Source organism: Mycobacterium paraense, from assembly GCF_002101815.1.
Taxonomy (GTDB): domain Bacteria; phylum Actinomycetota; class Actinomycetes; order Mycobacteriales; family Mycobacteriaceae; genus Mycobacterium; species Mycobacterium paraense.
On the sequence record NZ_LQPM01000013.1, the window covers coordinates 280087 to 303281 of the forward strand.

Annotated in this window: 24 protein-coding genes and 1 tRNA gene; 6 read left to right on the forward strand and 19 right to left on the reverse strand. The window is 68.5% G+C overall.

From position 1 onward, the window contains the following. Positions 1-18 precede the first annotated feature (18 nt). The 6 genes from AWB89_RS13370 to AWB89_RS13395 all read right to left on the reverse strand — a co-directional run bounded on the left by AWB89_RS13370 (position 19) and on the right by AWB89_RS13395 (position 4484). Positions 19-792, reverse strand: a complete 774-nt coding sequence (locus AWB89_RS13370; protein ID WP_085174190.1) for an SDR family NAD(P)-dependent oxidoreductase — start codon at positions 790-792, stop codon at positions 19-21. Between the two features lie 73 nt (positions 793-865). Continuing rightward, positions 866-1810 (reverse strand): NADP-dependent oxidoreductase, encoded by a 945-nt coding sequence (locus tag AWB89_RS13375; protein WP_085174192.1) that lies wholly within the window; start codon positions 1808-1810, stop codon positions 866-868. 85 nt (positions 1811-1895) lie between these two features. Next, the gene (locus AWB89_RS13380; RefSeq protein ID WP_085174194.1) at positions 1896-3236 is read right to left on the reverse strand and encodes an FAD-binding oxidoreductase; all 1341 of its coding nucleotides are present in this window, start codon (positions 3234-3236) and stop codon (positions 1896-1898) included. Continuing rightward, entirely contained in the window at positions 3233-3619 is a 387-nt protein-coding gene (locus AWB89_RS13385) for a DUF4267 domain-containing protein (RefSeq protein ID WP_085103786.1), read from the reverse strand. Before AWB89_RS13385 ends, AWB89_RS13380 begins: the two co-directional genes overlap by 4 nt. A 22-nt stretch (positions 3620-3641) precedes the next feature. Next, positions 3642-3959, reverse strand: coding sequence for an NIPSNAP family protein (locus tag AWB89_RS13390; protein ID WP_085174196.1), 318 nt, complete (start codon positions 3957-3959; stop codon positions 3642-3644). A gap of 48 nt (positions 3960-4007) precedes the next feature. Further along, positions 4008-4484 carry a DUF1772 domain-containing protein gene (locus tag AWB89_RS13395; protein WP_085174197.1) on the reverse strand — a complete coding sequence of 159 codons (477 nt, stop codon included), beginning with the start codon at positions 4482-4484 and terminating at the stop codon, positions 4008-4010. A gap of 99 nt (positions 4485-4583) precedes the next feature. Between AWB89_RS13395 and AWB89_RS13400 the strand changes: the two genes are divergently transcribed. Continuing rightward, a complete protein-coding gene (locus tag AWB89_RS13400; RefSeq protein WP_085174199.1) occupies positions 4584-5174 on the forward strand; it encodes a TetR/AcrR family transcriptional regulator in 591 nt (196 codons plus the stop codon). A 60-nt stretch (positions 5175-5234) separates the two neighbouring features. Here the strand turns inward: AWB89_RS13400 and AWB89_RS13405 are convergent. The 5 genes from AWB89_RS13405 to AWB89_RS13425 form a co-directional block, all read right to left on the reverse strand. Next, positions 5235-5311 (reverse strand) — tRNA-Met (locus AWB89_RS13405). Between the two features lie 66 nt (positions 5312-5377). After that, positions 5378-5989 (reverse strand): DsbA family oxidoreductase, encoded by a 612-nt coding sequence (locus AWB89_RS13410; RefSeq protein ID WP_085174200.1) that lies wholly within the window; start codon positions 5987-5989, stop codon positions 5378-5380. Beyond that, positions 5982-7127: a glycerate kinase gene (locus AWB89_RS13415; RefSeq protein ID WP_085174201.1), complete on the reverse strand. Its 1146-nt coding sequence runs from the start codon at positions 7125-7127 to the stop codon at positions 5982-5984. The genes AWB89_RS13410 and AWB89_RS13415 overlap by 8 nt, the downstream gene beginning before the upstream one ends. Then, positions 7127-8815 (reverse strand): L-lactate permease, encoded by a 1689-nt coding sequence (locus AWB89_RS13420; protein WP_085174203.1) that lies wholly within the window; start codon positions 8813-8815, stop codon positions 7127-7129. Before AWB89_RS13420 ends, AWB89_RS13415 begins: the two co-directional genes overlap by 1 nt. Continuing rightward, complete coding sequence (locus AWB89_RS13425; protein WP_085174205.1) at positions 8816-10180, reverse strand: FAD-binding oxidoreductase; 1365 nt, start codon at positions 10178-10180, stop codon at positions 8816-8818. 235 nt (positions 10181-10415) lie between these two features. On the opposite strand from AWB89_RS13425, the gene AWB89_RS13430 reads away from it, so the two are divergent. The 4 genes from AWB89_RS13430 (at position 10416) to AWB89_RS13445 (ending at position 14797) form a co-directional block, all read left to right on the forward strand. After that, positions 10416-11276: a hydroxypyruvate isomerase family protein gene (locus AWB89_RS13430; protein WP_142282528.1), complete on the forward strand. Its 861-nt coding sequence runs from the start codon at positions 10416-10418 to the stop codon at positions 11274-11276. Next, positions 11273-12157, forward strand: a complete 885-nt coding sequence (locus AWB89_RS13435) for a 2-hydroxy-3-oxopropionate reductase (protein ID WP_085174207.1) — start codon at positions 11273-11275, stop codon at positions 12155-12157. The genes AWB89_RS13430 and AWB89_RS13435 overlap by 4 nt, the downstream gene beginning before the upstream one ends. A gap of 4 nt (positions 12158-12161) precedes the next feature. Beyond that, a complete protein-coding gene (gene gcl, locus AWB89_RS13440; protein WP_085174209.1) occupies positions 12162-13928 on the forward strand; it encodes a glyoxylate carboligase in 1767 nt (588 codons plus the stop codon). A gap of 89 nt (positions 13929-14017) precedes the next feature. Continuing rightward, complete coding sequence (locus AWB89_RS13445) at positions 14018-14797, forward strand: IclR family transcriptional regulator (RefSeq protein WP_085174211.1); 780 nt, start codon at positions 14018-14020, stop codon at positions 14795-14797. Here the strand turns inward: AWB89_RS13445 and AWB89_RS13450 are convergent. Then, on the reverse strand, positions 14794-15108 hold the full coding sequence (locus AWB89_RS13450) for a winged helix-turn-helix transcriptional regulator (RefSeq protein ID WP_241520489.1): 315 nt from the start codon (positions 15106-15108) through the stop codon (positions 14794-14796). The two genes, AWB89_RS13445 and AWB89_RS13450, sit on opposite strands and share 4 nt — an antisense overlap. Before the next feature lie 89 nt (positions 15109-15197). Here AWB89_RS13450 and AWB89_RS13455 point away from each other — a divergent pair, with 89 nt between their 5' ends. Beyond that, positions 15198-15782, forward strand: a complete 585-nt coding sequence (locus tag AWB89_RS13455; protein WP_085174213.1) for a carboxymuconolactone decarboxylase family protein — start codon at positions 15198-15200, stop codon at positions 15780-15782. 240 nt (positions 15783-16022) lie between these two features. Here the strand turns inward: AWB89_RS13455 and AWB89_RS13460 are convergent, their stop codons facing one another. The 7 genes from AWB89_RS13460 to AWB89_RS13490 form a co-directional block, all read right to left on the reverse strand. Then, positions 16023-16688 (reverse strand): class I SAM-dependent methyltransferase, encoded by a 666-nt coding sequence (locus tag AWB89_RS13460; protein ID WP_085174215.1) that lies wholly within the window; start codon positions 16686-16688, stop codon positions 16023-16025. Between the two features lie 226 nt (positions 16689-16914). Next, positions 16915-17742, reverse strand: a complete 828-nt coding sequence (locus AWB89_RS13465) for a helix-turn-helix transcriptional regulator (RefSeq protein WP_085174217.1) — start codon at positions 17740-17742, stop codon at positions 16915-16917. A gap of 92 nt (positions 17743-17834) precedes the next feature. After that, on the reverse strand, positions 17835-19379 hold the full coding sequence (locus AWB89_RS13470) for a flavin-containing monooxygenase (protein ID WP_241520490.1): 1545 nt from the start codon (positions 19377-19379) through the stop codon (positions 17835-17837). Positions 19380-19415: 36 nt separating this feature from the next. Beyond that, positions 19416-20177 carry an SDR family NAD(P)-dependent oxidoreductase gene (locus AWB89_RS13475; protein ID WP_142282529.1) on the reverse strand — a complete coding sequence of 254 codons (762 nt, stop codon included), beginning with the start codon at positions 20175-20177 and terminating at the stop codon, positions 19416-19418. 395 nt (positions 20178-20572) lie between these two features. Continuing rightward, complete coding sequence (locus AWB89_RS13480; protein ID WP_085174221.1) at positions 20573-21577, reverse strand: LLM class flavin-dependent oxidoreductase; 1005 nt, start codon at positions 21575-21577, stop codon at positions 20573-20575. Beyond that, entirely contained in the window at positions 21574-22209 is a 636-nt protein-coding gene (locus AWB89_RS13485; protein ID WP_085174223.1) for a DsbA family oxidoreductase, read from the reverse strand. Before AWB89_RS13485 ends, AWB89_RS13480 begins: the two co-directional genes overlap by 4 nt. Continuing rightward, a complete protein-coding gene (locus AWB89_RS13490) occupies positions 22206-23174 on the reverse strand; it encodes an alpha/beta hydrolase (protein WP_085174225.1) in 969 nt (322 codons plus the stop codon). Before AWB89_RS13490 ends, AWB89_RS13485 begins: the two co-directional genes overlap by 4 nt. Positions 23175-23195 lie beyond the last annotated feature (21 nt).

Here is a 23195-nt window from a genome sequence, read left to right on the forward strand (position 1 = left end):
GCTTCGACATCGAAGTGTTCAGCGGTAGCGCGTGGCGAGTTCGGGGCTTTGCGCGCCGAAGGCGGCGAGGTCGGCCCGGAACACCGCGTCCAACAGGCTCGCGTCCTCGACGCCGGGGGCGCAGACCGTCTCGCCCAACTGCAGGCCCCGCAAGCTGGCGGTGACGACGTCCTCGGCGCTCATCCGAGGCACCGCGCTGAGGTCCATGTTCTGACGTTCGTGGAACTCGGTCGCCACCACCCCGGGGCAGACCACCTGCACGACGACTCCGGTCCCGTCGAGCTCGGCGCCGAGGGTCTGCGACATCGCGACGAGGTACGCCAGGGTTCCCCCGTAGACGGCGCGGCGGGGCAGCTGGGAGTGCGGGGCGGGACCGCTGAAGGCGATCATGCCCGCCATGTTGATGATCGCGCCCGCACCGCGCTCCAGCATCCCGGGGACCGCGGCGCGGGTAAGCATCGTGGGGGCAAGGACTTTCACGTTCACAAGTTCGACGGCCTTGGCCGCGGGCAGCTCGGCCAACGGCATGTAGTGGGCGACGCCGGCGTTGTTGACCAGCATCGTCAACGGCTCGGCGGCGCAGATCTCGGCGACCCGGGCGACGTCGTCGCCGTTCGCAAGGTCCGCGACCACGGTTCGGACCATCACTTCGGGGTGGGCGGCCGCGAACTCCGCCAACCGCTCCGCGCGCCTGCCCACGATGATCAGGTCGTAGCCGTCGGCGGCGAGGCGTTCGGCGTACGCCCGGCCGATTCCCGAGGTGGCGCCGGTGACGAGTGCGAGCTTTCCCATGATGCTGTTCCCTTCCGAGTGGGGCCGCCGCGAGCGACGGCCCCACCTCGCTGAATGTGGTTGTGGGAGTCGGTTACTGGTCGGCGGGGACGAGGATGGTCTTGCCGTGCAGGCGGCCGGCATCGGAGGCGGCGTGCACGGCCGCGGCCTGCTCGAGCGGGCGGCGGTCGGCGACCTCGATGCGCAATTGCCCCTCGTCGACGCGACGGACCAGCCCGGCGAGCTGGGCGGCGTCGCTGCGGACGAAGATCCGCTGCGTGCGGACCCCCCGCGGCGGGTTGTCCGGCCCGAAAACCATGGTGCCGACGTGGACGCCGCCGTCGGCCACCACGCCGATGAGGGCGTCGGTTTGCTCGTCGGTGGTGCTGACCAGGTTGAGCACGACGTCGAACGGCGCACCCTCGACGTGGATCGGCGAGTGGGTGTAGTCGATGTAGTCGACGATGCGGGCGGCGCCCAAGCCGCGCAGCCGCTCGGCGTCACGCTCCTTGGCGGTCGCGGTGACCACGGCGCCGGCCCGCTTGGCCAACTGAACGGCGTACCCGCCGACCGCGCCCGAAGCGCCGTTGATCAAAACCGACTGGCCCTCGGCCAGCCCGGCGATCTCGAACAGCGCCTGCCACGCGGTCAGCGCGGCCTCCGGCAACGCTGCCGCGTCGGCCAGCGGCACCGATGTCGGCGCGGCGGCCAGCAAGTCGGCCGGCACCAGCGCGTATTGGGCGGCGGCACCGTCGGCGTCGAGCGCCAGAAACGCCACGACCGCGTCGCCGACGTTCCAGCCCGCCACGCCCTCGCCGATCTCGGCGACGGTCCCCGCCACGTCGACGCCGGGAATGTGCGGGAAGCTGATCGTGTACACCTCGGCCAGGTAGCCGCCGCGGATGCCGGCATCCACCGGGTTGAACGAGGTGGCGGCCACCTTGACCAGCACCTGCCCACGGCCCGGCACCGGTCGCGGGGCCTCCTCGTACCGCAGAACGTCGCTGTCGCCGTACTCGTGATACCGCACTGCCTTCATGGTGTCCCTCCTCAGTCATTTGCTTCGATCTCGAAGCAGTTACAGTGCGTGCAACTCGCTTCGATGTCGAAGCAATTCCCGGGCGCTAGGTGATCGTCGCCACAAGCCGCGATGGGGCGAGCCGCTGGTCCGGATCGAGGGCGGCCCTGATGCGGCCGAGACGCTGCAACCCGGGTTGGTCCAGCCCGTCCGCCACCGCGGCACGGCCGTCGGCGAACGACGCGGCGGAGCGCCCGATGTCGGCCGGTGTCGTGGCGGTGCGCACTTTCGACAGCCCGTCCTCGGTGCGTGAGCGCGACGCGTCGTCGGTGGCCAGACCCACCGCGTGCAGCAGGAAGGGGCCGGGCACGGCGGTCATCGCCCCGTCGCGGGCGGGCGCGTCGTTGCCCACGTTGCGCAGCTCGACCACCGCCACCGGCGAATCGACCGCGGCGGCGACGTCCAACGCGTCCGCCGCGACGTCCGGCGCTCCGGGCCCCAGCCATCGCCCCACGCCCAGCGCGGGAACCGGATTGGGCGGGTCGAGGTGGATCTGGGCCAGCCGGGCCGCGTCCGCGGGCGCCCAGCTGCTGTCCACGGCGGGCGGCGGCGCCATCCGCAGGGCGCGCAGCAGCGGGCCGGCCGCGTCGGCGCCCTGCGGTGAGGCGAACGCCAGATGCACGACCGGGACGCCTTGCAGCGCGGGCGGAAACGCCGGGGAGCCCGCCGGCGGGTGCAGCACGCTGAGGCTGGTCGAGAGCGCGGCACCGATCTCGTCCATGGCCGTTGCCCAGGCGTCGACAACCGGCCCGAGCGCGTCGACGCTCCACAATCGATAGCCGGCCCAGAGTTGCTGGGGCGCAATGAGTTCGACGGTCAACGCGGTGGCCACGCCGACGCCGCCCCCGCCGCGAAAGGCCCACAGCGCCTCGCGATCGATCGCGTTGGCGGCGTCCTCCGGCGCCCGTCGTATCCGCCCGTCGCCGTCGACGTAGTCGACGGCCAGCAGCGCCGAACTGGCCATCCCGTGCGGGCGGGTCAAAAACCCGACTCCGCCCCCGAACGTGTAGCCGGCGACGGCCACCGTGGGCGAGGTGCCGGCCAGCCCGAGCAGTCCGTGGCGTTCGGCCAGTGCGTTGACCGCCGCCCAGGTCGCGCCCGCGCCGACGCGGGCCACGCGGGCGTTCGCGTCGATGTGCACCGCGTTCAAGCCCGACGTGTCGACGAGCAACCGGTCGGATTCGATCGGCGCACCCGCGCCGTGCCCGCTTGCCTGCACGGCGACTGTGAGGTTGCGTTGCGCGGCCCACCGCACGGCGTGGGCGACCTCGTCGGCGGTGCGCGGGTGGGCCACCATCGCCGGGCGCTGCGCCACCGTGGCGTTGTGCGGATTGGTCGCGGCCCGGTATCCCGCGCTGCCCGCTGGGGAAAACAGATCGGGTCTCATCGGGACACCAGCAAGAGCGCGGTCGTGACGAGCATGACGGCGGCGGTGGCGCCGTGGACGCCCCAGGCCACGGACTTGGAGCCGCCGTTGCGCAGCACGATGGCGGCGTCGGCGATCGGAATGATGGTGGCGGCCAACATCACCCACCCGACCAGGTGGGTGGCGCCCGCGATCATCAGGATGATGACGAACAGCCCCGTGGCGATGTCGCGTATGCCCTTGACGCTCAGGTAGGCGCCCGCGCCCGGCTGGTCGAGGTCGGGTAGCACGCCGTAGCCGGCGGCGGCGACGCGCGGCGCGACCAGGAACCGCGCACCGATGAAGATGATTGCCGCGGCGAGGATGCCGGCGAGGACGTAGCCGATGGTGGTGGTGATGGTCATGTCGAGCGCTCCTCAGGTGTCGTTACCGAATCGGTGAAGACGCGGTCGGGTCAAGCAGTGTCGTCCGCACGTCGACGATGTCGCCGACGTCGAAGCCGGCCATGTCGGCGGCGAATTCCGGGCTGGCCATGATGCGCCGCGTGAGTTGGTCGGGGTCGGCGTCCGGCGGGTAGCCGATCAGCGCGACGAGCCGGTTCGCGTCGCCGCCACGTTCGGTCCACACACCGTGGGTGGTGACCCCGAAGGCCTCGAAGGTGGCCAGGTGCCGCGCCCAGTGCACGGTCGCGTACCGCCGCAGAGCTTCCGGCGATCGCAGGGTGTAGGTTCTGAGCTGAAACATCGTAATCGGTTCCCTTTCAGTGGAATTCGACGGCGGATGTCGGGTCGGTCAGACCATCAGCACAGCGCAGAGGGCGGCCACGGCCAGGCCCTGCAGTATCGCGCGAGCATCGATGATCGAATCCCACTTCGCTTGCAGCGCGCGCCCGCTCGGCAGCGGTCGTCCGGCTTCGGCGGCCGCGGTCAGTTGCCGGTTGATGGGCGCGCTCACCCGGGTGTAGAGCACCAGCCAGATCAGCAGCAGAACCAGGGCGGCGCCCGCCGCGATGGCCTGTGCCCGGTGCGCGCCGACCGCGGCCAGCACTGTCGTCGCCGCGGTGGCGACGACCCCGAGGACGCCGGGCACCGGCATGCGCCGGTCACCGTACCGATGCACGTGCCCCGTCACCGCGACCAGGGCATCGTCGTTCACCAACGCCAGCGCCGGCCGCAGCACCATCGCGCAGAACACGTCGGTGCCGTAGACCACGGCGGTGCCCAGCACCGCGATCAGCGCGGCGGCCCGGGTGATGTCGTCCAAAGCCATGTCCCAACTCCCCTCACTGGTAAGTGCTAGCAACGCTAACCCTGTTGCGGGCTCGCGTCAATAGCGTTGCTAGATTTTCTAGCTGTGATACCCTTAGGCATGGCCATCGAGGACCGCCGCGAGCGCGAACGCGCCGCCCGCCGACAGCTGATCGTCGGAACCGCGCGCAAGCTGGCCGAGGCCGAAGGGTGGGACGCCGTCACCACCCGTCGGTTGTCCACGGAGATCGAGTACAGCCAGCCGGTGCTGTACAAGCACTTCGCCGGCATGGAGCAGATCGCCGACGCCGTCGCCCTCGACGGGTTCGCCGAACTCGCCGAGGTGATCCGGGCCGCCCACTCCGACACCGACGCGGGCGCTGACACCCTGACCCGGGTCGCAAAGGCGTATCTGGATTTCGCCCGCGACAACCCGGCGGTCTACGACGCCATGTTCACCCGCACGACCGGCCTGCAATTCGCCGCCGACGACACGCCGCCCCAGCTCATCGAGGCCTTCGCCGCGTTGCATCAAGCGGTCGGCATGGTCACCCGGGACGAGGACGCCGACACGCTCACCGAGGTTTTCTGGGCCGCGCTGCACGGGCTGGTCACGCTCGGCCGCACCGGACGGCTGCGCCCCGAGTACGAATCGGACCGTCTCCAACTGCTCGTCCGCGAGTTCAGCGGCAGGCGGGAGAAGGCCCGCTAGGCGAAGCCTCAGCCGACACGAAAAATGGCTCCCGGAGTTACCTCCGGGAGCCATTTCACCTGGTAGCGGGGACAGGATTCGAACCTGCGACCTCTGGGTTATGAGCCCAGCGAGCTACCGAGCTGCTCCACCCCGCGTTGGTAAATGACAGGTTACCGAACGCGCGTCGCGGCGGCCAAATCGCGCCCTGACCAGGGCGTTGTTCAGCGGCGGACGCGCGCGGTCAGCTCGCCGAGGCGCACGAAGTCGCCCACGGGCTGCAGCCCCACCATCAACCGGCCGTCGACCAGCCAGGCCGGGGTGCCGTCGACGCCGCGGTGGCGCGCCACCCACTCGGCCTGCCCGACGCCCATCACCGCGCTGCCGTCGGCCAGGGCGGCGTGCAGGCGGCCCACGTCGACGCCCGCCAGCACGGCGTGCCGGTCGATGACCGCCTGATCGTCGAGGTCCTCGCCCAAAACGAAATGCGCGTCGAACAGCCGGCGGTGCAACTCGGGGAAAGCGTCGGGCTCGTTGAGCCTCGCCCACTCCGCGGCCGCCAAGGCCCTTCGGCTGTGCGGTATCCGCCTGGGCCAGCGCAGCGGCATCGCCACGGCCCGGGCCTGCCGCTCGATCATGGCGTGCCGCGGCCCGTGGCCGAACCTCATCGGCAGGCCACCGCGCGGCATGCCCGGGTGCGCCTGAAACGGCAACCGGACGACGTCGAACCCGGCGTCGACGAGAAGCGCGGTCCGATGCTGCCCGACATAGGAGAACGGGCACACGAAGTCGTACCAGTGCAGCACCGTGCGGTCGTCGTAGTAGTACTCAGTCATGGTTTCCTCCCTGGCGCGGCATCGATTCCCGGATCAGCGCTTCGGTGACCTGGGTGAGCAGGTGGGCGGCGTCCTGGGTGCAGCGCCGCGGGTCCGGCTCGAGCTCGGTCAGGGTGCGCACGGCGGCGAAGCCCGCCGCGCGGGCCTGGGCGCTGGTCAGGGTGGACACCCCGGCGATGGCGAAGGTCGGCACGCCCTGTTTGTGGGCGCACCGGGACACGCCCACGGGCGCCTTGCCGCGCAGCGACTGCACGTCGAGCGATCCCTCGCCGGTCACCACCACCTTGGCGCCGGCCAGGTTTCGGTCGAGCTCGACGAGTTCGAGGATCATGTCGATGCCGGGCCGCATGCGCGCGCCCAGGACGGACAGCGCCGCGAACCCCACGCCCCCCGCGGCCCCGGCGCCGGGCTGGTTGCGGCAGTCGGTGTGGGTCGCCCGGTCGACGAGCTCCGCCCACCGGGTCAGGCCGCGTTCGAGGGCCGCCACCTGCTCGCCGTGGGCGCCCTTCTGGGGCCCGTAGACGATCGCCGCGCCGTGCGGTCCGCACAGCGGGCTGTCCACGTCGGCGGCGAGCGTGAAGGCGCTCTCCCCGGCGGCGGGATGCAACCCGCTCAGGTCGAGGCGCGCGGCGTGCGCCAGGCCGCAACCGCCGGGCGGGATCGGATTGCCGTGGCGGTCAAGGATTTTCGCGCCGAGCGCGACGAGCATGCCGGCGCCGCCGTCGGTGCTCGCGCTACCGCCGACGGTGATGACGAGGTCGCGGCAGCCGTCGTCGAGCGCGAGGCCGATCACGCTGCCCAGGCCGTGGGTGGTGGCCGTCATCGGCGCGAGCGCCCCGGCGGGTAGCCGCTGGGAACCGCAGACGTCGGCCATCTCGATGACCGCGCGCGTGCCCTTCCGCGCGTAGGCGGTGTGCACCCGCGCACCGGTGGGACCCGTGACGTAGGCGGGCATGCGCTGAAACCCGGCAGACAGCACGGCATCCAGGGTCCCCTCCCCGCCGTCGGCGACGGGGCAGGCGACGGTCGTCGCACCCGGATCGGCGCGCCACACGCCCTGCGCCATCGCCCGGGCGGCCTCGTCCGCGCGCAACGATCCCTTGAACTTGTCGGGCGCCAGGACGATGTGGCCACCCATCACACGACCATCCAGCCGAGCCACGAGGTGCTCTGCAGGTACACCAGCACACACATCAGGGCCAGCAGGAACAGGCTCCACTTGAACACCTTGCGGAACAGGTCCCCCTCTTTGCCCTTCATCTCCACCGCGGCGGTGGCGATGACCAGGCTCTGCGGCGAGAGCATCTTCCCGATCACGCCTCCCGACGAGTTCGCCGCCGCCAGCAGGGTCGGGCTCAGGCCGGCCGCATGCGCGGCGCTGACCTGCAGCACCCCGAAGAGCGAGTTCGAGGAGGTGTCCGAACCGGTGACGGTGACCCCGAGCCAGCCGATGATCGGGGCGACGACCCCGAGCAGGCCGCCGGCGCCGGCGATCCACAGGCCCAGCGTGGTGGTCTCGCCGGACAGGTTCAGCAGGTAGGCGAGCGCCAGCACCAGCCCGACGGTGATTGCGGCGCTGCGCAATTGGATCGCGGCCCGCGCGTAGGCCCGTACCGCCTGGCCCACGGACGTGCGCAGCACGAGCATGGTGAGCAGCCCGCTGACGAAGAGCAATGTGCCCGCGGCGGAAAGGAAGTCGAGCTTGTAGATGGTCAGCGGGGAGGCCTTGTGCGCCGCATTGGCGACATGCAGGCCGGGCCAGGCGAAGCTGGTGCCGCCGTGCTTGAGCAGCGCGGTGAACGGCTTCCACATCGACAGCGAGAAGATCGCGGTGACCATCACGTAGGGCGCATAGGCCAGCAGGACGTCCCTGCGGGAGTCGGCCACCTCGTCGCGCACCCCACTCGCCGCGTGGGCGGTCAGCACGGCGCCATCGGGGCGGACCATCGGCGCTGTGGCGCTTGGTGTTTGGTGGGCGAGTTCGGCCTGCTGCGTCGCGCCCAGCAGTGGCGCCTTCGGGCGCCACACCCGAAGCAGCAACACGATGGACCCGGCGCTGATGATCGATCCGGCGATGTCGGTGAGCTCGACGGAAAAGAAGTTCGAGCACAGGAATTGCACGACCGCGTAGACGCCGCCGCCCATCGCGGCCGCCGGCCACGCGTGTTTGAGGCCGGCGCGGCCGTCGACCATGAAGATCAGGATGAACGGCACGATGCAGGCCAGGATCGGCGTTTGCCGGCCGACCATGGCGCCCAGCGTGTCCAGGGGCAGCCCGGTGACCCCCGACAGCGCGACGATCGGGATGCCCAGTGAGGCGAACGCCACCGGGGCGGTGTTGGCCACCAGCGCCACGGCGGCGGCCTTCAGCGGCGGGAACCGCAGCGCGACCAGCATCAGCGACGTGATGGCCACCGGGGTGCCGAAGCCGGCCAGCCCCTCGATGAGCGCGCCGAAGCAGAACGCGACGATGACGGCCTGGATCCGCTGGTCCGGGGAGATCGAGGCCATCGACCGGCACAGCACGTCGCGATGGCCGGTCTGCACGGTCAGGTTGTAGATCCAGATCGCGTTGAGCACCAACCACATAATCGGAAACATCCCGTAGGCGAAGCCGAGCACCGCCGAGTCGGCGACCTGCACCACCGGCATGTGATAGACCCCCCAGGCGATCAGCGCCGCCGTGCCGACGCCGACGGCGGCGGCGATGGGCGCGCGCACCCGAAGCCCGCCGAGCAGGACGAACATGATGACCAACGGCACCGCCGCGACGGCGGCGCTCCAGCCGAGGGAATGGGCGACGGGGGTGTAGTCGGGCTGGAACATCTAGAGCACCGCCCCCGGGTTGAGGATGTGCTGCGGATCGAGGGCCCCCTTGATGCGGCGGGTCAGTTCCATCACGTCGGGTCCCACCTGATCCGGCAGCCAGGCCTTCTTGAGCCGCCCCACGCCGTGCTCGCCGGTGATGGTGCCGCCGAGTTCGATTGCCAGATGCATGATTTCGCCGAACGCGAGGTGCGCTCGCCGGGACTGGTCGGGATCGGTGGGGTCGTGCACGATCAGCGGGTGGGTGTTGCCGTCGCCGGCGTGCGCGATGACCGCACAGACGATGTCGCGCTCCTTGGCGATGGCCTCGATCCCTTCGACGAGCGCGGGCAGCGCCGGCAGCGGCACGCCGACGTCCTCGAGCAGCAAATCGCCCAGGCGCTCGACGGCCGGGATGGCGAACCGCCGCGCCGCGGTGAACGCCTCGCCCTCCTTCGGGTCATCGGTGGCGAACACGTCGGTGGCGTTGGCGTGCGTGAAAACTTGTGCGATGAACGCCATTTCGTTCTCCCGATCGCCGGGCGCGTCGGACTGGGCGATGAGCATCGCGCGGGCGCCGAGATCCAGGCCCATCTTGAGGTGGCTCTCGACCGCGGCGATCGCGGTGTGGTCCATGAACTCGAGCATCGCGGGCCGCATGACCCGGGTGATGTTGCAGACCGCCTCGGTGGCGTCGCGCACCGAGGAGAACGAGGCCACGACGGTGCTGGCGGGTGGCTGCGGCGGCAGCAGCCGCAGGGTCAGCTCGGTGATGACGCCGAGGGTTCCCTCGCTGCCCACGAACAGCTTGGTCAGCGACAACCCGGCCGAGTCCTTCAGGCGAGGGCCGCCGAGGCGCAGCACGGTCCCGTCGGCCAGGACCACTTCCAGCCCGAGAATGTAATCGGTGGTGACGCCGTACTTTACGCAGCACAGGCCACCCGCGTTGGTGGCGGCGTTGCCGCCGATGGAACAGAATTCGAACGACGACGGGTCGGGGGGATACCACAGGCCATGCTCGGCGACCGCCCGCTTCACCTCGGCGTTGGTCAGCCCCGGCTGCACCACCGCGGTGCGCGTCACCGGGTCGACCTCGATGCCGCGCATCAGCTCGGTGGTCAGCACGATGCCGCCGTCGACCGCCGTGGCGCCGCCCGACAAACCGGAGCCCGCACCGCGCGGCACCACCGGGACCCCGGCCGCGCTGGCCCACCGCAGCACCGCCCGAACATCCTCGGTGCTCCTGGCCCGCACCACCGCCAACGGGTGCCCGGCGTCCGGATCCTTGGCGCGGTCCTGTCGGTAACCCTCGGTCACGTCGGGGTCGGTGAGCACGAGCAGGTTCGGGATGCTGGTGACGAGGTCGCGTTCGTGAAGTGCCGTCATGGGCGAGATCCATTTCGTATGTTGGAATTTTGATTTCGCTTGAGTCACGGTGGCATGGCTCACGTTTGGCTGTCAAAGGAAACCCCCGTTGTCAGTAGAGCTTTCGGCGAACTATGCCGTCCCTGAGCAGCCTTCACGCAAAATTTGCACTCGCAGCGGTTGACAACCCGCGCCGGGGGCGCCTTCACTTATTCCATATTTTGATTCATTTATTTCGTATTGCGGAAGGAATGTCGTGGCCCCTGCTACCTACTCGGTGAACTGCTCGATCCTGTTCACCGACCTGCCCCTGCTGAAGCGGCCGGCCGCGGCCCGGGCGGCAGGCTTCGAGGCCGTCGAGTTTTGGTGGCCGTTCGCCGAGGCGGCGCCGCCGGACTCCGACGTCGATGCGTTCGTCCGCGCCATCCGGAACGCCGGAATTCGGCTGAGCGGGTTGAACTTCGCGGCCGGTGACATGCCCGCCGGCGACCGCGGCATCCTGTCCGACCCGGGGTCGGTCACCGCGTTCCGGGACAGCGTGGACGTTGCCGTGGAGATCGCGAGCACGCTGGGCACCCGGGCATTCAACGCGCTCTACGGCAACCGCATCGAAGGACTGGCGCCGGCCGCCCAGGACGACGTGGCCGCGGAGAATCTCGCGTATGCGGCTCAGGCCGCCCAACGCATCGGAGCCACGGTGCTCATCGAGCCGGTCAGCGGCGCACCGCGTTATCCCGTCCGGACCGCGGCCGATGCCGTCCGGGTTGTCGACCGGGTGCGCAGCCGCTCAGGGTACGAAAACCTGCGCGTGCTGGCCGATCTCTACCACCTGTACGTCAACGGCGACGACGTGGCGGTCGCGCTGCGGGCGCATGCCGACCGGGTCGGCCACGTCCAGATCGCGGACTCGCCGGGCCGCGGCGAGCCGGGGACCGGCGAGATCGCGCTCGCCAGTTATCTCGGGATCCTGCTCGACCGCGGGTACGACGGGTACATCGGCCTGGAATACAAGCCCAGCCGCCCCGACACCTTCGACTGGTTACCCGAAGCGGACCGGGGTCGCGGCGGCGTGAACATCGAATCCCTTGCGGCACTTGTGGAAACGAGGAGTCAATGAGCACCATCGCTTTCATCGGGTTGGGCATCATGGGCAGCCCCATGGCATGCCACCTGGCCCGGGCCGGCCACAGCGTGGTCGGCTACAACCGTTCGCCCGGGCGCACCGCCGCGCTGGTCGAGGCGGGCGGGGTCGCGGCGGAATCGATCGAGGAGGCGGTCAAGGACGCCGACGTGGTGGCCGTCATGGTGCCGGACTCCCCCGATGTGCAGGCCGTGTTGGCCTCGGACGGTGGGGTTTTCGCGCACGCCCAGCCCGACACCCTGGTGATCGATTTCTCGTCGATCCGCCCCGACGTCACCAGGGAGCTGGCGGAGGAGGCCCAGCGTCGGGGGTTTCGCATGATCGACGCCCCGGTTTCCGGCGGTGAGGCCGGCGCCAAGAACGCGTCGCTGTCGATCATGGTCGGGGGCATCGGGCGTGACTTCGCCGAAGCCAAGCCGATTTTGGAGGTGGTCGGCAAGACCATCGTCCACGTCGGCCCCAACGGGGCGGGTCAGACCGTCAAGGCCGCCAATCAACTGATCGTCGCGGGCAACATCGAGCTGCTCGCCGAGGCGATCACATTCCTGCGCGCCTACGGCGTCGATCTCGACGCGGCGATCAAGGTGCTGGGCGGCGGCCTGGCCGGCTCGGCGGTGCTGGATCAGAAGGCCCCGAAGATGTTGTCCCGCAACTTCTCCCCGGGATTCCGGATCGAGTTGCACCACAAGGACATGGGCATCGTGACCAGCGCGGCCCGCGAGGCCGACGTCGTCATCCCGTTGGGCGCGGTCGTGGCCCAACTGATGGCTTCCGCGCTCGCCAACGGCGACGGGGCCCTGGATCACTCGGGCCTGCTGCTGGGCGTCGAGCGGTTGTCGGGACGCGGGGAAAGCTAGCCCGATGACGCGGATGCGCACGGTCGACGCGGCCGTCAGGATTCTTCAGATCGAGGGCGCCACCCAGGCGTTCGGCCTGCCGGGTGCCGCGATCAACCCGTTCTACGCGGCGATGCGGGCCCACGGCGGGATCCGGCACGTGCTGGCCCGCCACGTCGAGGCCGCCAGCCACATGGCCGAGGGATACACCCGGGCCGCGCCCGGCAACATCGGCGTGTGCGTCGGCACCTCCGGGCCGGCGGGCACCGACATGATCACCGGGTTGTATTCGGCCAGCGCGGATTCCATTCCCATCCTGGCGATCACCGGGCAGGCGCCGGTGAGCAGGCTGCACAAGGAGGACTTCCAGGCCGTCGACATTGCGGCGATCGCGGCCCCGGTGACGAAGATGGCGATGACGGTGCTGGAGCCGGGCCAGGTGCCCGGCGCGTTCGCTCAGGCGTTTCACCTGATGCGCTCGGGACGCCCGGGGCCGGTGCTGATCGACCTGCCCATCGACGTTCAGCTGGCCGAGATCGACTTCGACCCAACGGCTTACGCACCGCTGCCCGTCTACAAACCCTGCGCCGGCCCGGCGCAGATCAACAAGGCCCTCGACATGCTGCAAACGGCGCGGCGTCCGCTCATCGTCGCCGGTGGGGGCATCATCAACGCCGACGCGTGCGACCTGCTCGTCGAGCTGGCGGAGCTGCTCAACGTCCCCGTGGTGCCCACGCTGATGGGCTGGGGCGCCATTCCCGACGACCATCCGCTGGCGGCCGGGATGGTCGGGCTGCAGACCGCGCATCGTTACGGCAATGCCACCATGCTCGAATCCGATTTCGTGCTCGGGATCGGTAACCGTTGGGCCAACCGCCACACCGGCGGGCTCGACACCTACCGCCGCGGCCGTCGTTTCGTGCACATCGACATCGAGCCCACCCAGATCGGCCGGGTGTTCGCGCCCGACCTCGGCATCGTGTCCGACGCCAAGGCCGCGCTGGAGCTGATGGTGGCGCTCGCAACCGCGCGGGCCGCCGCGGGCACGATGCCGGACTGGAGCGACTGGGTCCGCGCCTGCCAGCACCGCAAGCAAACCCTGCACCGCAGGACCCACTTCGACGACGTGCCGATCAAGCCGCAGCGCGTCTACGAGGAGATGAACCGCGCCTTCGGCCGCAATGTCCGCTACGTCACCGCGATTGGGCTCTCACAGATCGCCGGGGGCCAGTTCCTGAACGTGTTCAAGCCGCGCCACTGGATCAACTGCGGCCAGGCGGGGCCGCTGGGATGGACGGTGCCCGCCGCCCTGGGCGTGGTCACCGCCGATCCCACCGCCGCGGTGGTCGGCCTGTCGGGCGACTACGACTTCCAATTCCTCATCGAAGAACTCGCCGTCGGCGCGCAGTTCAACCTGCCCTACGTCCACGTCGTGGTGAACAACTCCTACCTCGGGCTGATCCGCCAGGCCCAGCTTAACTTCGACATGGACTACTGCGTCTCCCTCGCCTTCGACAACATCAACGCCCAGGAATCCGGCGACACCGACCTGCCCAAGGGATACGGCGTCGACCACCGCAGCGTCGTGGAAGGGCTGGGCTGCAAGGCCATTCAGGTCACCGAGCCGTCCGAGATCGGCCCGGCGCTGGGCCGGGCGCAGCAACTGGCGCGCGAGCACAAGGTCCCCGTCGTCGTCGAGGTCTTCCTGGAACGGGTCACCAACATCGCGATGGGCACCGAGATCGACAACGTCACCGAGTACAACGAGCTCGCGACGGCGCCCGTCGACTGATCGGCGCCTGCTTGCTGCCAACCGCAATTTCGTGATACGAAAAAGCGCAGGCGGGATGACGGGCCCTCGGGGCTGGATCGGAAGCGGTGATGGCTCGCGAGACCCACAAAAGCCGGGGTACGGGCGGCGTTCAGTCGGTGGAGCGGGCGTTCGAGCTGCTGGAGATCCTGGCGACCATGGGCGGAACGGGCGCGCTCGGCGACCTCGCGGCGCGCGCCGACCTGCCGGCGCCGACGATCCACCGCCTCGCGCGCACCCTGCTGGGCATGGGCTACCTGCGGCAGCTGCCGAACCGCCATTACTCGTTGGGGCCCAAGCTGATCCGCCTCGGCGAGAGCGCTGCGCACCTCGTCGGGACGTGGTCGCGGCCCCACCTGCTCGAACTGGTCGAGCGCACCGGTGAGACGGCGAACATGGCGCTGATGGACAACGACATGGCCGTCTACGTCGCGCAGGTGCCCTCGCCGCACTCGATGCGGATGTTCACCGAGGTCGGCCGCCGCGTGTACCCGCATTGCACCGGCGTCGGCAAGGCGCTGCTGATGCAGCTACCCAACGACGCGGTGCGCGCCCTGGTGTCGCGGACGGGGATGCCCGCCTCGACCGAGAACTCGCACACGACCCCCGAGGAGCTGCTGTCCGACATCGAGCTGTGCCGGTCTCGGGGCTACGCCGTCGACGAGGGCGAGCAGGAGGTGGGCGTGCGCTGCTTCGCCGTGCCGGTGCCCGACGCGCCGTCGCTGACCGCGATCTCGATCTCGGGTCCCGCGGCCCGGGTCACGCTGAAATCCGCGACGGAGGTCACCCCGCTGCTCAAGCGGGTCGCCCGCGACATCGCCTCGGAGTTCGACAAGGAGGCGGCCGGCTAGCTGCCGCGCGACGCACCGGCCTGGCGCCGGGCCCACCGCCTGGCCCACCGGCCCAGCGGTTCATAGGCCGCCAACAAGCTGCGGCCCTCCTCCGAGAGCCGATAGCCGTTGGTTCCCTTGCCGACGATGCCCGCCTCGCGCAGCTCGTGCAGCCGGCTGTTGAGCGCGCTGGCCGACACGCCGCCACAACGCTGCTGCAGTTGGCGAAACGTCAGCTCCTCCGAGCGCAATTCCCAGATGACCCGCATCGCCCACCGGCGCCCGAGCAGGTCCAGCAGGGCCATGATCGGTTCCTTCGAGCTTTCGGGCACAGCAGCAGCCTAACTCCCCCGACCCCCTTGCGCTCTGATTTCCAGAGCGCTATCGTGGTGCTTCGATAATCAGAGCACGGAGGTGGGTCGTGTCGAGTCGAGTCCGCATCGCTCCGCTGGAGCCGCCCTACCCACCCGACACCGAGCGGCTGCTCGCCAAGTGGATGCCGCCCGGATCCGAAGTGCCGCCGTTGGCGTTGTTTCGGACGCTGGCGGTGCACGACGAGCTCGCGGCGCGCATGCGCCCGCTGGGCGCCGGCATCCTGGGCAGCCGCCTGGTGGCGCCGCGGACGCGCGAGGTGCTGATCGCCCGCACCTGTGCCCTGTGTGGCGCCGAGTACGAATGGGGCGTGCACGCGGCCGCCTTCGGTAGGCCGCTCGGCCTGACCGACGAGCAGCTGTTTTCCACCGTGCACGGCGGACCCGACGACCCCTGCTGGGATCCCCAGCAGCGCAACGTCATCCGGCTCGCCGACGATCTGGACCACACCAGCGCCATCTCCGAGCAGCTGTTCGACGACCTGCGCGCCGACTTCGACGACCGACAAATCCTCGAGCTGACCGCCACGGCCGGGTGGTATCACACCATCGCCTACCTCATCGGCGTCGCCGGCGTCGCGGCAGAGCCGTGGGCGCCGCGGTTCCCGGCTGCCGACGAGCGGCAGCACGCTTAGCAGTTACCGCGCTGCTCACGCGGGGCTGGAGAGGGTGGTGACCGCACGCGGTGATTCAGGTTCTGGTCCGACTCTCAGGGGTGCATCGGACGGGGAACCTACGCGAGGCAGTGCTTCGGCGCTCAGGCCGAACCTGCTCGATGCACCGGTGACCACCATGACGCCGTCATCCATATACCAAGCCATAGAACGCTGTCGAGCGGGCTGCGTGAAGTGGTATCGAGCTCGGTAACACCAGCATTATCGCGGCGTGTGGGCGGTCAGCAGAAACGCCGGTAGCTTCTCGAGCCCGTCGGCGTCCAGATCGAACTTGTAGCCTGAACGGGCTCGCGGCGCATGCGCGTGAATGAACGCCGGACGGATGTCGTCGACTCTCCAATGCCTGGAAACCGCTTCTCCCAGTTCGTTTCTGGTAACCAGATTAGGAATGGGATATCCGGGGTCTTCTGGAAACGCGTCCTGCGTAAACGTCAGAATGTAAAGCGACGCGCCCGGTGCCGCCGCTCGGCGAATCGAATCCAGGTAATCGTCGCGCCGCGTTACCGGAAGCGCATGGAAAAGCGCGCTGTCAACGATGGTCGAAAACCGGCTGTCGTAACCGCTCAGGGTTGTGATGTCGGCAGACTGGAACGTTGCGTTGCACAGACGCCGTCTGCGGCCTTCCTCTGCGGCCTGGGCTATGGCGACCGCACTGCGGTCGATTCCGACGACGGTATAGCCCAAGGCCGCCAAGACGAGCGAAGTGTCACCGTATCCGCAGCCGGCGTCGAGCACATCGCCGCGGAAACCACCGTGCCTGACGAAGTCGGCGATTTGCGGCTGCGGCCGACCGATGCCCCAGGGCGGCAGGCCACCAAAGATGCCATCTTGCATGTAGGCATCGTCCCAATCCATAAGTTCTGTCATGGTTCTCCTTGGTCTAAACGGACACTCGCCACCCATGTTTCCGTTGCGGCCGGCCGGTATCCAGGCCGCAGTCATCCTCGGATTGGCCCTCACAGGTTCATACAGCGCAATGTCATTGAGACCGCGCTGCGTCGATTCCTGCACCAGCCGCCGAATCGCGAGAGGAGCGGAAATGTGAGCCCCGACTAAAGCCGCCCGAAATCTTCTGCGGCGCAACCCTGGTCAACTAGGAGCGGCGTGCGAGGGTGGATAGCAAACGGAGGCCCTCCGCCGAGGATGTACCGGGCTCGGCGTAGTAGGCAATCATCGCCTGTTTCGAGTCCGGCAGCGCGAACACTCGGTAGCGCAACTCGAGCGGGCCCACCCGGGGGTGGTCGAACGGAGCCGTCCCGCTCGTCTTTTGCTTGACGTCCTGGCGCCCCCACAATGCGCGGAATCGTCGGCTGCCAAGGCTGAGTTCGTCGATCAGCGACTGCAGTTCGGGATCGGTGGAGCGTGGATCGGCGATGTTGAAGCGAAGCCACGACACAAGCATTGCGGTGACCTCTTCCCAGTTACGCACCCACGCAGGAAAGTTGGGTTCCATGAACGCGGTTCGCAGCTGGTTGAATCCCGGTGCGAAGTATGGCAGGAGCGCGCGCGCCATCGGGTTGGCGGCCAGAATGTCCATGCGCTGGCCCTGCACGTACGCGGGGGTCAGGGGCCAATCGTCAATCAACGTCTGCAAGCCCGGTTCGGCTTTCTCGGCCGAAGCCACGAACCCCGGACGACGTCGTGCAGCAGATCGAGCCAAGTTGCGCATGTACTCGACGGCATCATCGCTGAGTTGTAGTGCGTTAGCGAGGCCCTCGAGCACCCGATCGGAAGGTTGGCGCTCCCGGCCTTGCTCGAGTCGCAGGTAGTAATCGGTGCTGATACCGGCCAGCATCGCGACTTCCTCACGGCGCAAGCCGGCCACCCGCCGGCGTCCACCGTGGGGAAGCCCCACATCGGCGGGTTTCAACTGATCACGCCGGGCCCGAAGAAACGCGGCCAGCGGTTGGTGATCAATCATCGTCGAAAAGCGCGGACCGATCCGATGTCACCACAGGTGAGCCATGCATCAGTTGGTTTGTCACCTCGAGTTGGGGCGGCACCGCGGTAACCTCACCGCGTGCTCCGGACGAACCCGCCAGGTTCGCCGGCATTATCGGCCCCGAGAGTAAGGAGCCGGTTGCGAGGCACCCGATGAACATCGGCTCGCCGAACCCGGCGTGTGCGCAGCCAAAATTCCAAGACGGGCTTGGGCCACAACAATGTATTTCGCCCCGTTGCGGCGTCCTGGTACCAGCTGCGGCATCCTCCGGCTTGCCAGACCGTTGCGACCAGTTCGCGTTGGAGCTCTTCGTTGTAGCGGTCCTCGGCGGCGCGATCCACCTCCATCACGGCCGTGCCGCGTGCGTGTCGAAGACAGCGCGCCACATAGTTGGCCTGGGCCTCGATCATGAAGAGCTGCGAGTTGTGTCCGAGCCCCGTGTTCGGTCCACACATGAGGAACAAATTCGGGAAGCCGCTCACCAGCGTTCCAAGATAAGCTCGTGGCCCCGCGGACCAAGCCTGGTCCAGGAGCGTGCCGTCGCGGCCCCTGATCGGGATGAGGGTCATTGACCGTTGCGCGTCAAAGCCGGTTCCGTAGATCACCACGTCGGCTTCGACGAGCCGCCCGCTCGATGTGACCAACCCTTGGGGGGTTGCTCGTTCGATGGCGTCGGTGACCACCTCAACGTGCGGCTTACAGATGGCGGGATAGTAGTCACTGGAGATCAGCAGACGCTTGCAACCGATCTTGTAATCCGGTGTCAGCTTCGCCCGGAAGGCGGGATCGTGCACCTGTCGTTCGAGGTGCTTGAGCGCCATCTGATGCGTGGGCCGCATCGCCGACTCGTCGCCGAGGAAGCCTCTCGCCCGCTTCTCGTGCACCCAGAAGAGTTTTTGCCGTCGCCTCCAGCGGGCCAGCGCATTGCGCCGCATGCGCGCACGTTCCGCCTCGCTGAATCGACGATTACTTTTCGGCAGAATCCACGGCGGCGTACGTTGGAACACCGTCAGCTTCGCAACGTCGTCAACGATGGCGGGGATGAACTGTATTGCGCTGGCACCGGTTCCGACGACAACGACGTTCTTGCCCCTGAGATCGACTCGATGGTCCCAGTGCGCGGAATGAAACGCCGAACCGGCGAATTGGCCGATGCCGGGCACGTCCGGGATCAGCGGATGATGAAGAAGCCCAACGGCGCTGACAAGATAGCGCGCCAAGAACTGCCTCCCGTCCTGGGTGGCGACGCGCCACCTGCAGGCCACATCGTCCCACTCTGCGGACGACACCAGACTGTGGAATCGAATGTGTTCGGCCAGCCCGAGGCGCCTGCTCGCGGCGCGCATGTAGTCCAGAATCTCGGGCTGGGGGGCGAACAACTGGTGCCAATTCGGGTTTTGCAGGAATGAGAATGAGTACAGTGGCGCCGGTATGTCGCACGCGCAGCCGGGATAGGTGTTGTCCCGCCAAGTACCGCCGATCTCACCGGCTTGCTCGAGGATGACATACGAGCACCGCGTGAGTCGCGCGATCTTTGCTGCCGCGGCCATGCCCGAGAAGCCGGCACCGATGACGACTACATCATAGGCGATTTTGGAGTGCGAGGCGTCACCCACTGAGGCCTTCTTCCCTTGCACCGGCCTGATTTGGATTCATCGGTGCAGCCCGATGGCGTTCAGCCCCGCACCGGCGTCGACGCGAAGGCTCTGGCCGGTGATCGCACCGGCGGCCGGCGACAGCAGAAACGCGATGCTGGCCACGATTTCGTCTACCGAAACCAACCGCCGCAAGGCCGTGTTGGCTATCAGAGGGCGCCGAATATCATCGGGCATCGCCAGCACTTTGGGGGTCGCAATCAGCCCGGGGACGATGGCGTTGACCCGGATCCGTGCCTCGGCCCACTCGATGGCCAACGTGCGAACAAGCCCTAGAATGCCGGCTTTTGACGCCGCGTACGAGGCCTGGCCGGACAGCCCGTCGAGCGCCCCAATCGAGGAGACCATCACCAAGCTGGGGGCTTCGCTTTCTGCCAGGGCGCGGTACGCCGCCTGGGCCGTCCAGAATTGGCTGAGCAAATTCGTCGATACATCGTCGCGAAAGGCTTCGGCGGGAAAGCTGTGGGCTCGGTAGATGGTGGCAACGGCAGCGGCCGCGCCAACCAGGCAATCGAGCCCACCGAGTCGATCCACGGCCGCGTTGACGGCGCAATGGGCGGATCCCGCGTCAGACAAATCGGCTGCGACCAGCCGGTCACCGTCCGGTGCCGACCGGACCGCTTCAGGCCGGTCGATCCCGATCGCGGGACAACCAAGATCGCGGAACGCAGCCATGAGGGCTGCGCCCACTCCGCCCACCGCCCCGGTGACAATGACCTTCCGATCGCGGGTAGGTACCGGCGAAAGCAGTCCGTTCACGGTCTTAACTCCATAGCCTTGCTGTTGCAGATGCGCAGCACGACGGGTTGGTCGTGCCGAAGGTGTTTAACCCGATGCTTTATCCCGTCGCTGCGGACAGCTAAGGACGCGGGCGGCGGTGACCGCGACAAAGCCTTCGGGTAAGGCCGACCTACCGGCTCCCGTCAGACTTTCGTTCTGCCGGATGGCAGCGTATGCACTGCAGGGCCATCCGAACAGGGGGATTTGTGCCGTCCATCCTTCAAAATCCGACATCGCCCAGCTCCGATGGCGGAAAGGTCGCCCGACGGCTGAAACGCCGACATGCCTTGGCGTGGAACCAGAGGGCGTGCGCGGCGGCCTGGAAGGTCGAGCAGGCGCCGCACGCGGTTTGGTCATACCCGTGCTCATAATGATCAGCCCCCGCGGACAGCCGCGATGAATCTGTCGAGTTCGCGGACAATCGCGGGGCCGGAGGGTTCGATGATGACTTCGGTGGCACCGGCTTGGGCCATGGCGGCCACGGCGTTTGCGACCGCGTCGGCCGATCCCGTCAGGGTGACCGAGGGAACCGAGGCGTAGCCGCCGGCATGCCAGGCGGCCAGGTCGGCGTCGTTCATCTCGACCATGGTGCCTTGGTGAATGTGGAGGTGGCGCAGGCGTTGCGGCACGTGTTCGATCACCTCGAGCCAGGCGGAACCGCCGGGCATCTGGCGCAGCGCGTCGGCGCCCTGCGTGGTGTAGACGTAGTGATATGCCGCGGCCCACGAGGCGCCGACCGAGAGGCGGACCTCTTCGCCGGCCAGGTCCTGTCCGTCGTCGAGGACGGTGCCCATTGTGGCTACCACCGCGCGCGCAAAGTCGCGCTGCCCGGGCACCACGTTGAACATCGAGATCACCCCGTCGGCGCCGAGCCGCTTGGCCACCCCGGCTCCCTTGGGCCCGGTTGCCGCCACCAACAACGGGATTCGCAGCGGCAGAACCTCGGACTGCGCCGAGGTGAGCATCAACTTGATGGCCGCACCCTCCCAGTCGACGACCTCTCCGGCCAACAGCGCCTGGTAGGCGCGGATGTAGGCCTCCATGTAGGACCATCGGATCGGCGGCTGGCCGATGGCCGCGCGGCTGGAGAACCCGGTGCCGAAAGAGGTCACCACGCGCCCGGGCGCCCGTCGATGCAGTGAGACGGTCTCTGCGGCGTTGACCAAGGGGTGGCGCTGTGTCGGAATCAGCACCGCGGGGCCAAGTTCGATCGTCGTGGTCCGCTCCGCGGCCCGGTGCAAGCCCAGCCAGACGTCACCACCGGCGAACGGAGTGTCGTAGAGATAGGCCCGGCGGTAGCCAAGCTTCTCTGCCGCGACAATGTTCTGGGCGGACTCGAACGACGGTGGTAGCGCGACGCTTACATCAATATCGGTCATCGATGGGTCCTCTCTACCAGGGCTCTGGTGCCCACTGCGTCTCGGGCAACGAGCTCAAATTCCGACATCGGCAGGAGCCCGGCCACCATGCGGCCCCCGAGCAACCATGCGGGTGTGCCGTACACGCCGCACCGATGGCCTGCCCTTTCGGCCTGGTCGACTTCGGCATAGGCCCCGCCATCGGCGAGAGCGGTGTGCAGCGTGGGGAGGTTAACGCCCGCGTCTGCGGCATGCCGGTCGATGACGGCCAGCTCGCCGATATCCTCACCCAGAGCGAAGTGCGCCTCGAACAGCTTGCGCTGGAGCTCGGCGAAGGCGTCGGGTTGATTGCGTCGCACCCATTCGGCGGCGGCTAAGGCATTCCTGCTGTTAGGAATTCGCGTCGGCCAGTGCAGCACGAGTCCCTCCGCGGCCGCCTCCCGCTCGAGCATCTTGGACCGCGGCCCGCGACGGGGGCCGACAGCAAGGCCGGCGGCTGGAATGTCGGGGTGCGCCTGGAAAGGCAACGAGATGACCTCAAAGCCAGCCTCCACCAGGAGCGCGGTCCTGGACTGCCCGATATAGCAGAACGGGCATATCAAGTCGTACCAATGCAGCACCGGGCCCGGCGCGTCGTCGCTGATGTCACTCATGATTCCTCCCTTGGCGGAGACGATTTCAGAGCCTGCCGGAGCACATCGATCGCCTGGGTGATCGCTGCGGTCGCCGCGGCGGTTTCGCGCAGGGCGTTGAGCAGCATGAAGTCATGGATGGTGGCGTTGTAGCGGACGCTGGTGCAGCGCACGCCGGCAGCGGTCAGCTTGCGGGCGTAGGCCTCGCCTTCGTCACGCAGGACGTCGTGTTCGTCCACGACGACGAACGCCTCGGGTAGCCCGGCGAGCTCCGCTACGCCGGCCCTGATCGGCGACGCGAATATTTCCTCGCGTCGGGCCCTGTCGGGCAGGTAGGCGTCCCAGAACCAGGCCATGGCCTTGGCCGTCAGGTGCGGACCGTCGGCGAATTCGCGGTAGCTCGCGGTGTTTTGCGAGGCGTCGGTCACCGGGTAGTACAGCGACTGGTGAACAAACGTGACATCGCCACGGCGCTGGGCCAGCAGGGCCAGCGCGGCGGCCAGGTTGCCGCCGGCGGAGTCGCCGGCGACGGCCAGTCGGGTGGCGTCGAGGCCCGCGGTAGCGCCGTGCCGGTGGATCCAGCGCGCGGCGGCGTACGCCTGCTCGAGCGCGACCGGGTAGCGGGCCTCCGGCGCGCGGTCGAACTCGACGAATACGACCGCTGCCTGCACTCCCACCGACAGCTCGCACACCAGTCGGTCGTGGGTCGCGGCGCTGCCGAGCACCCATCCGCCGCCGTGCAAATACAGCACGATCGGCAAAAGGCCGTCCGCCCCATAGGGTTTGACGATGCGAACGCGCGCCTGCACGCCGTCGGCTTCGACGATCACCCACGCACTGTCCACCGTCGGCTTGGAGATCGGACCCGCCTGGATGTCCTCGAAGCCGGCGCGCGCCGCAGCGGGGGTCAGTTCATATACCGGCGGCGCGTGCGCCGCGGCGGTGGCGAATGCTGCCGCGGCCGGTTCGAGGACATACTCGCTCACGACTAATTCCTTTGACGGGGA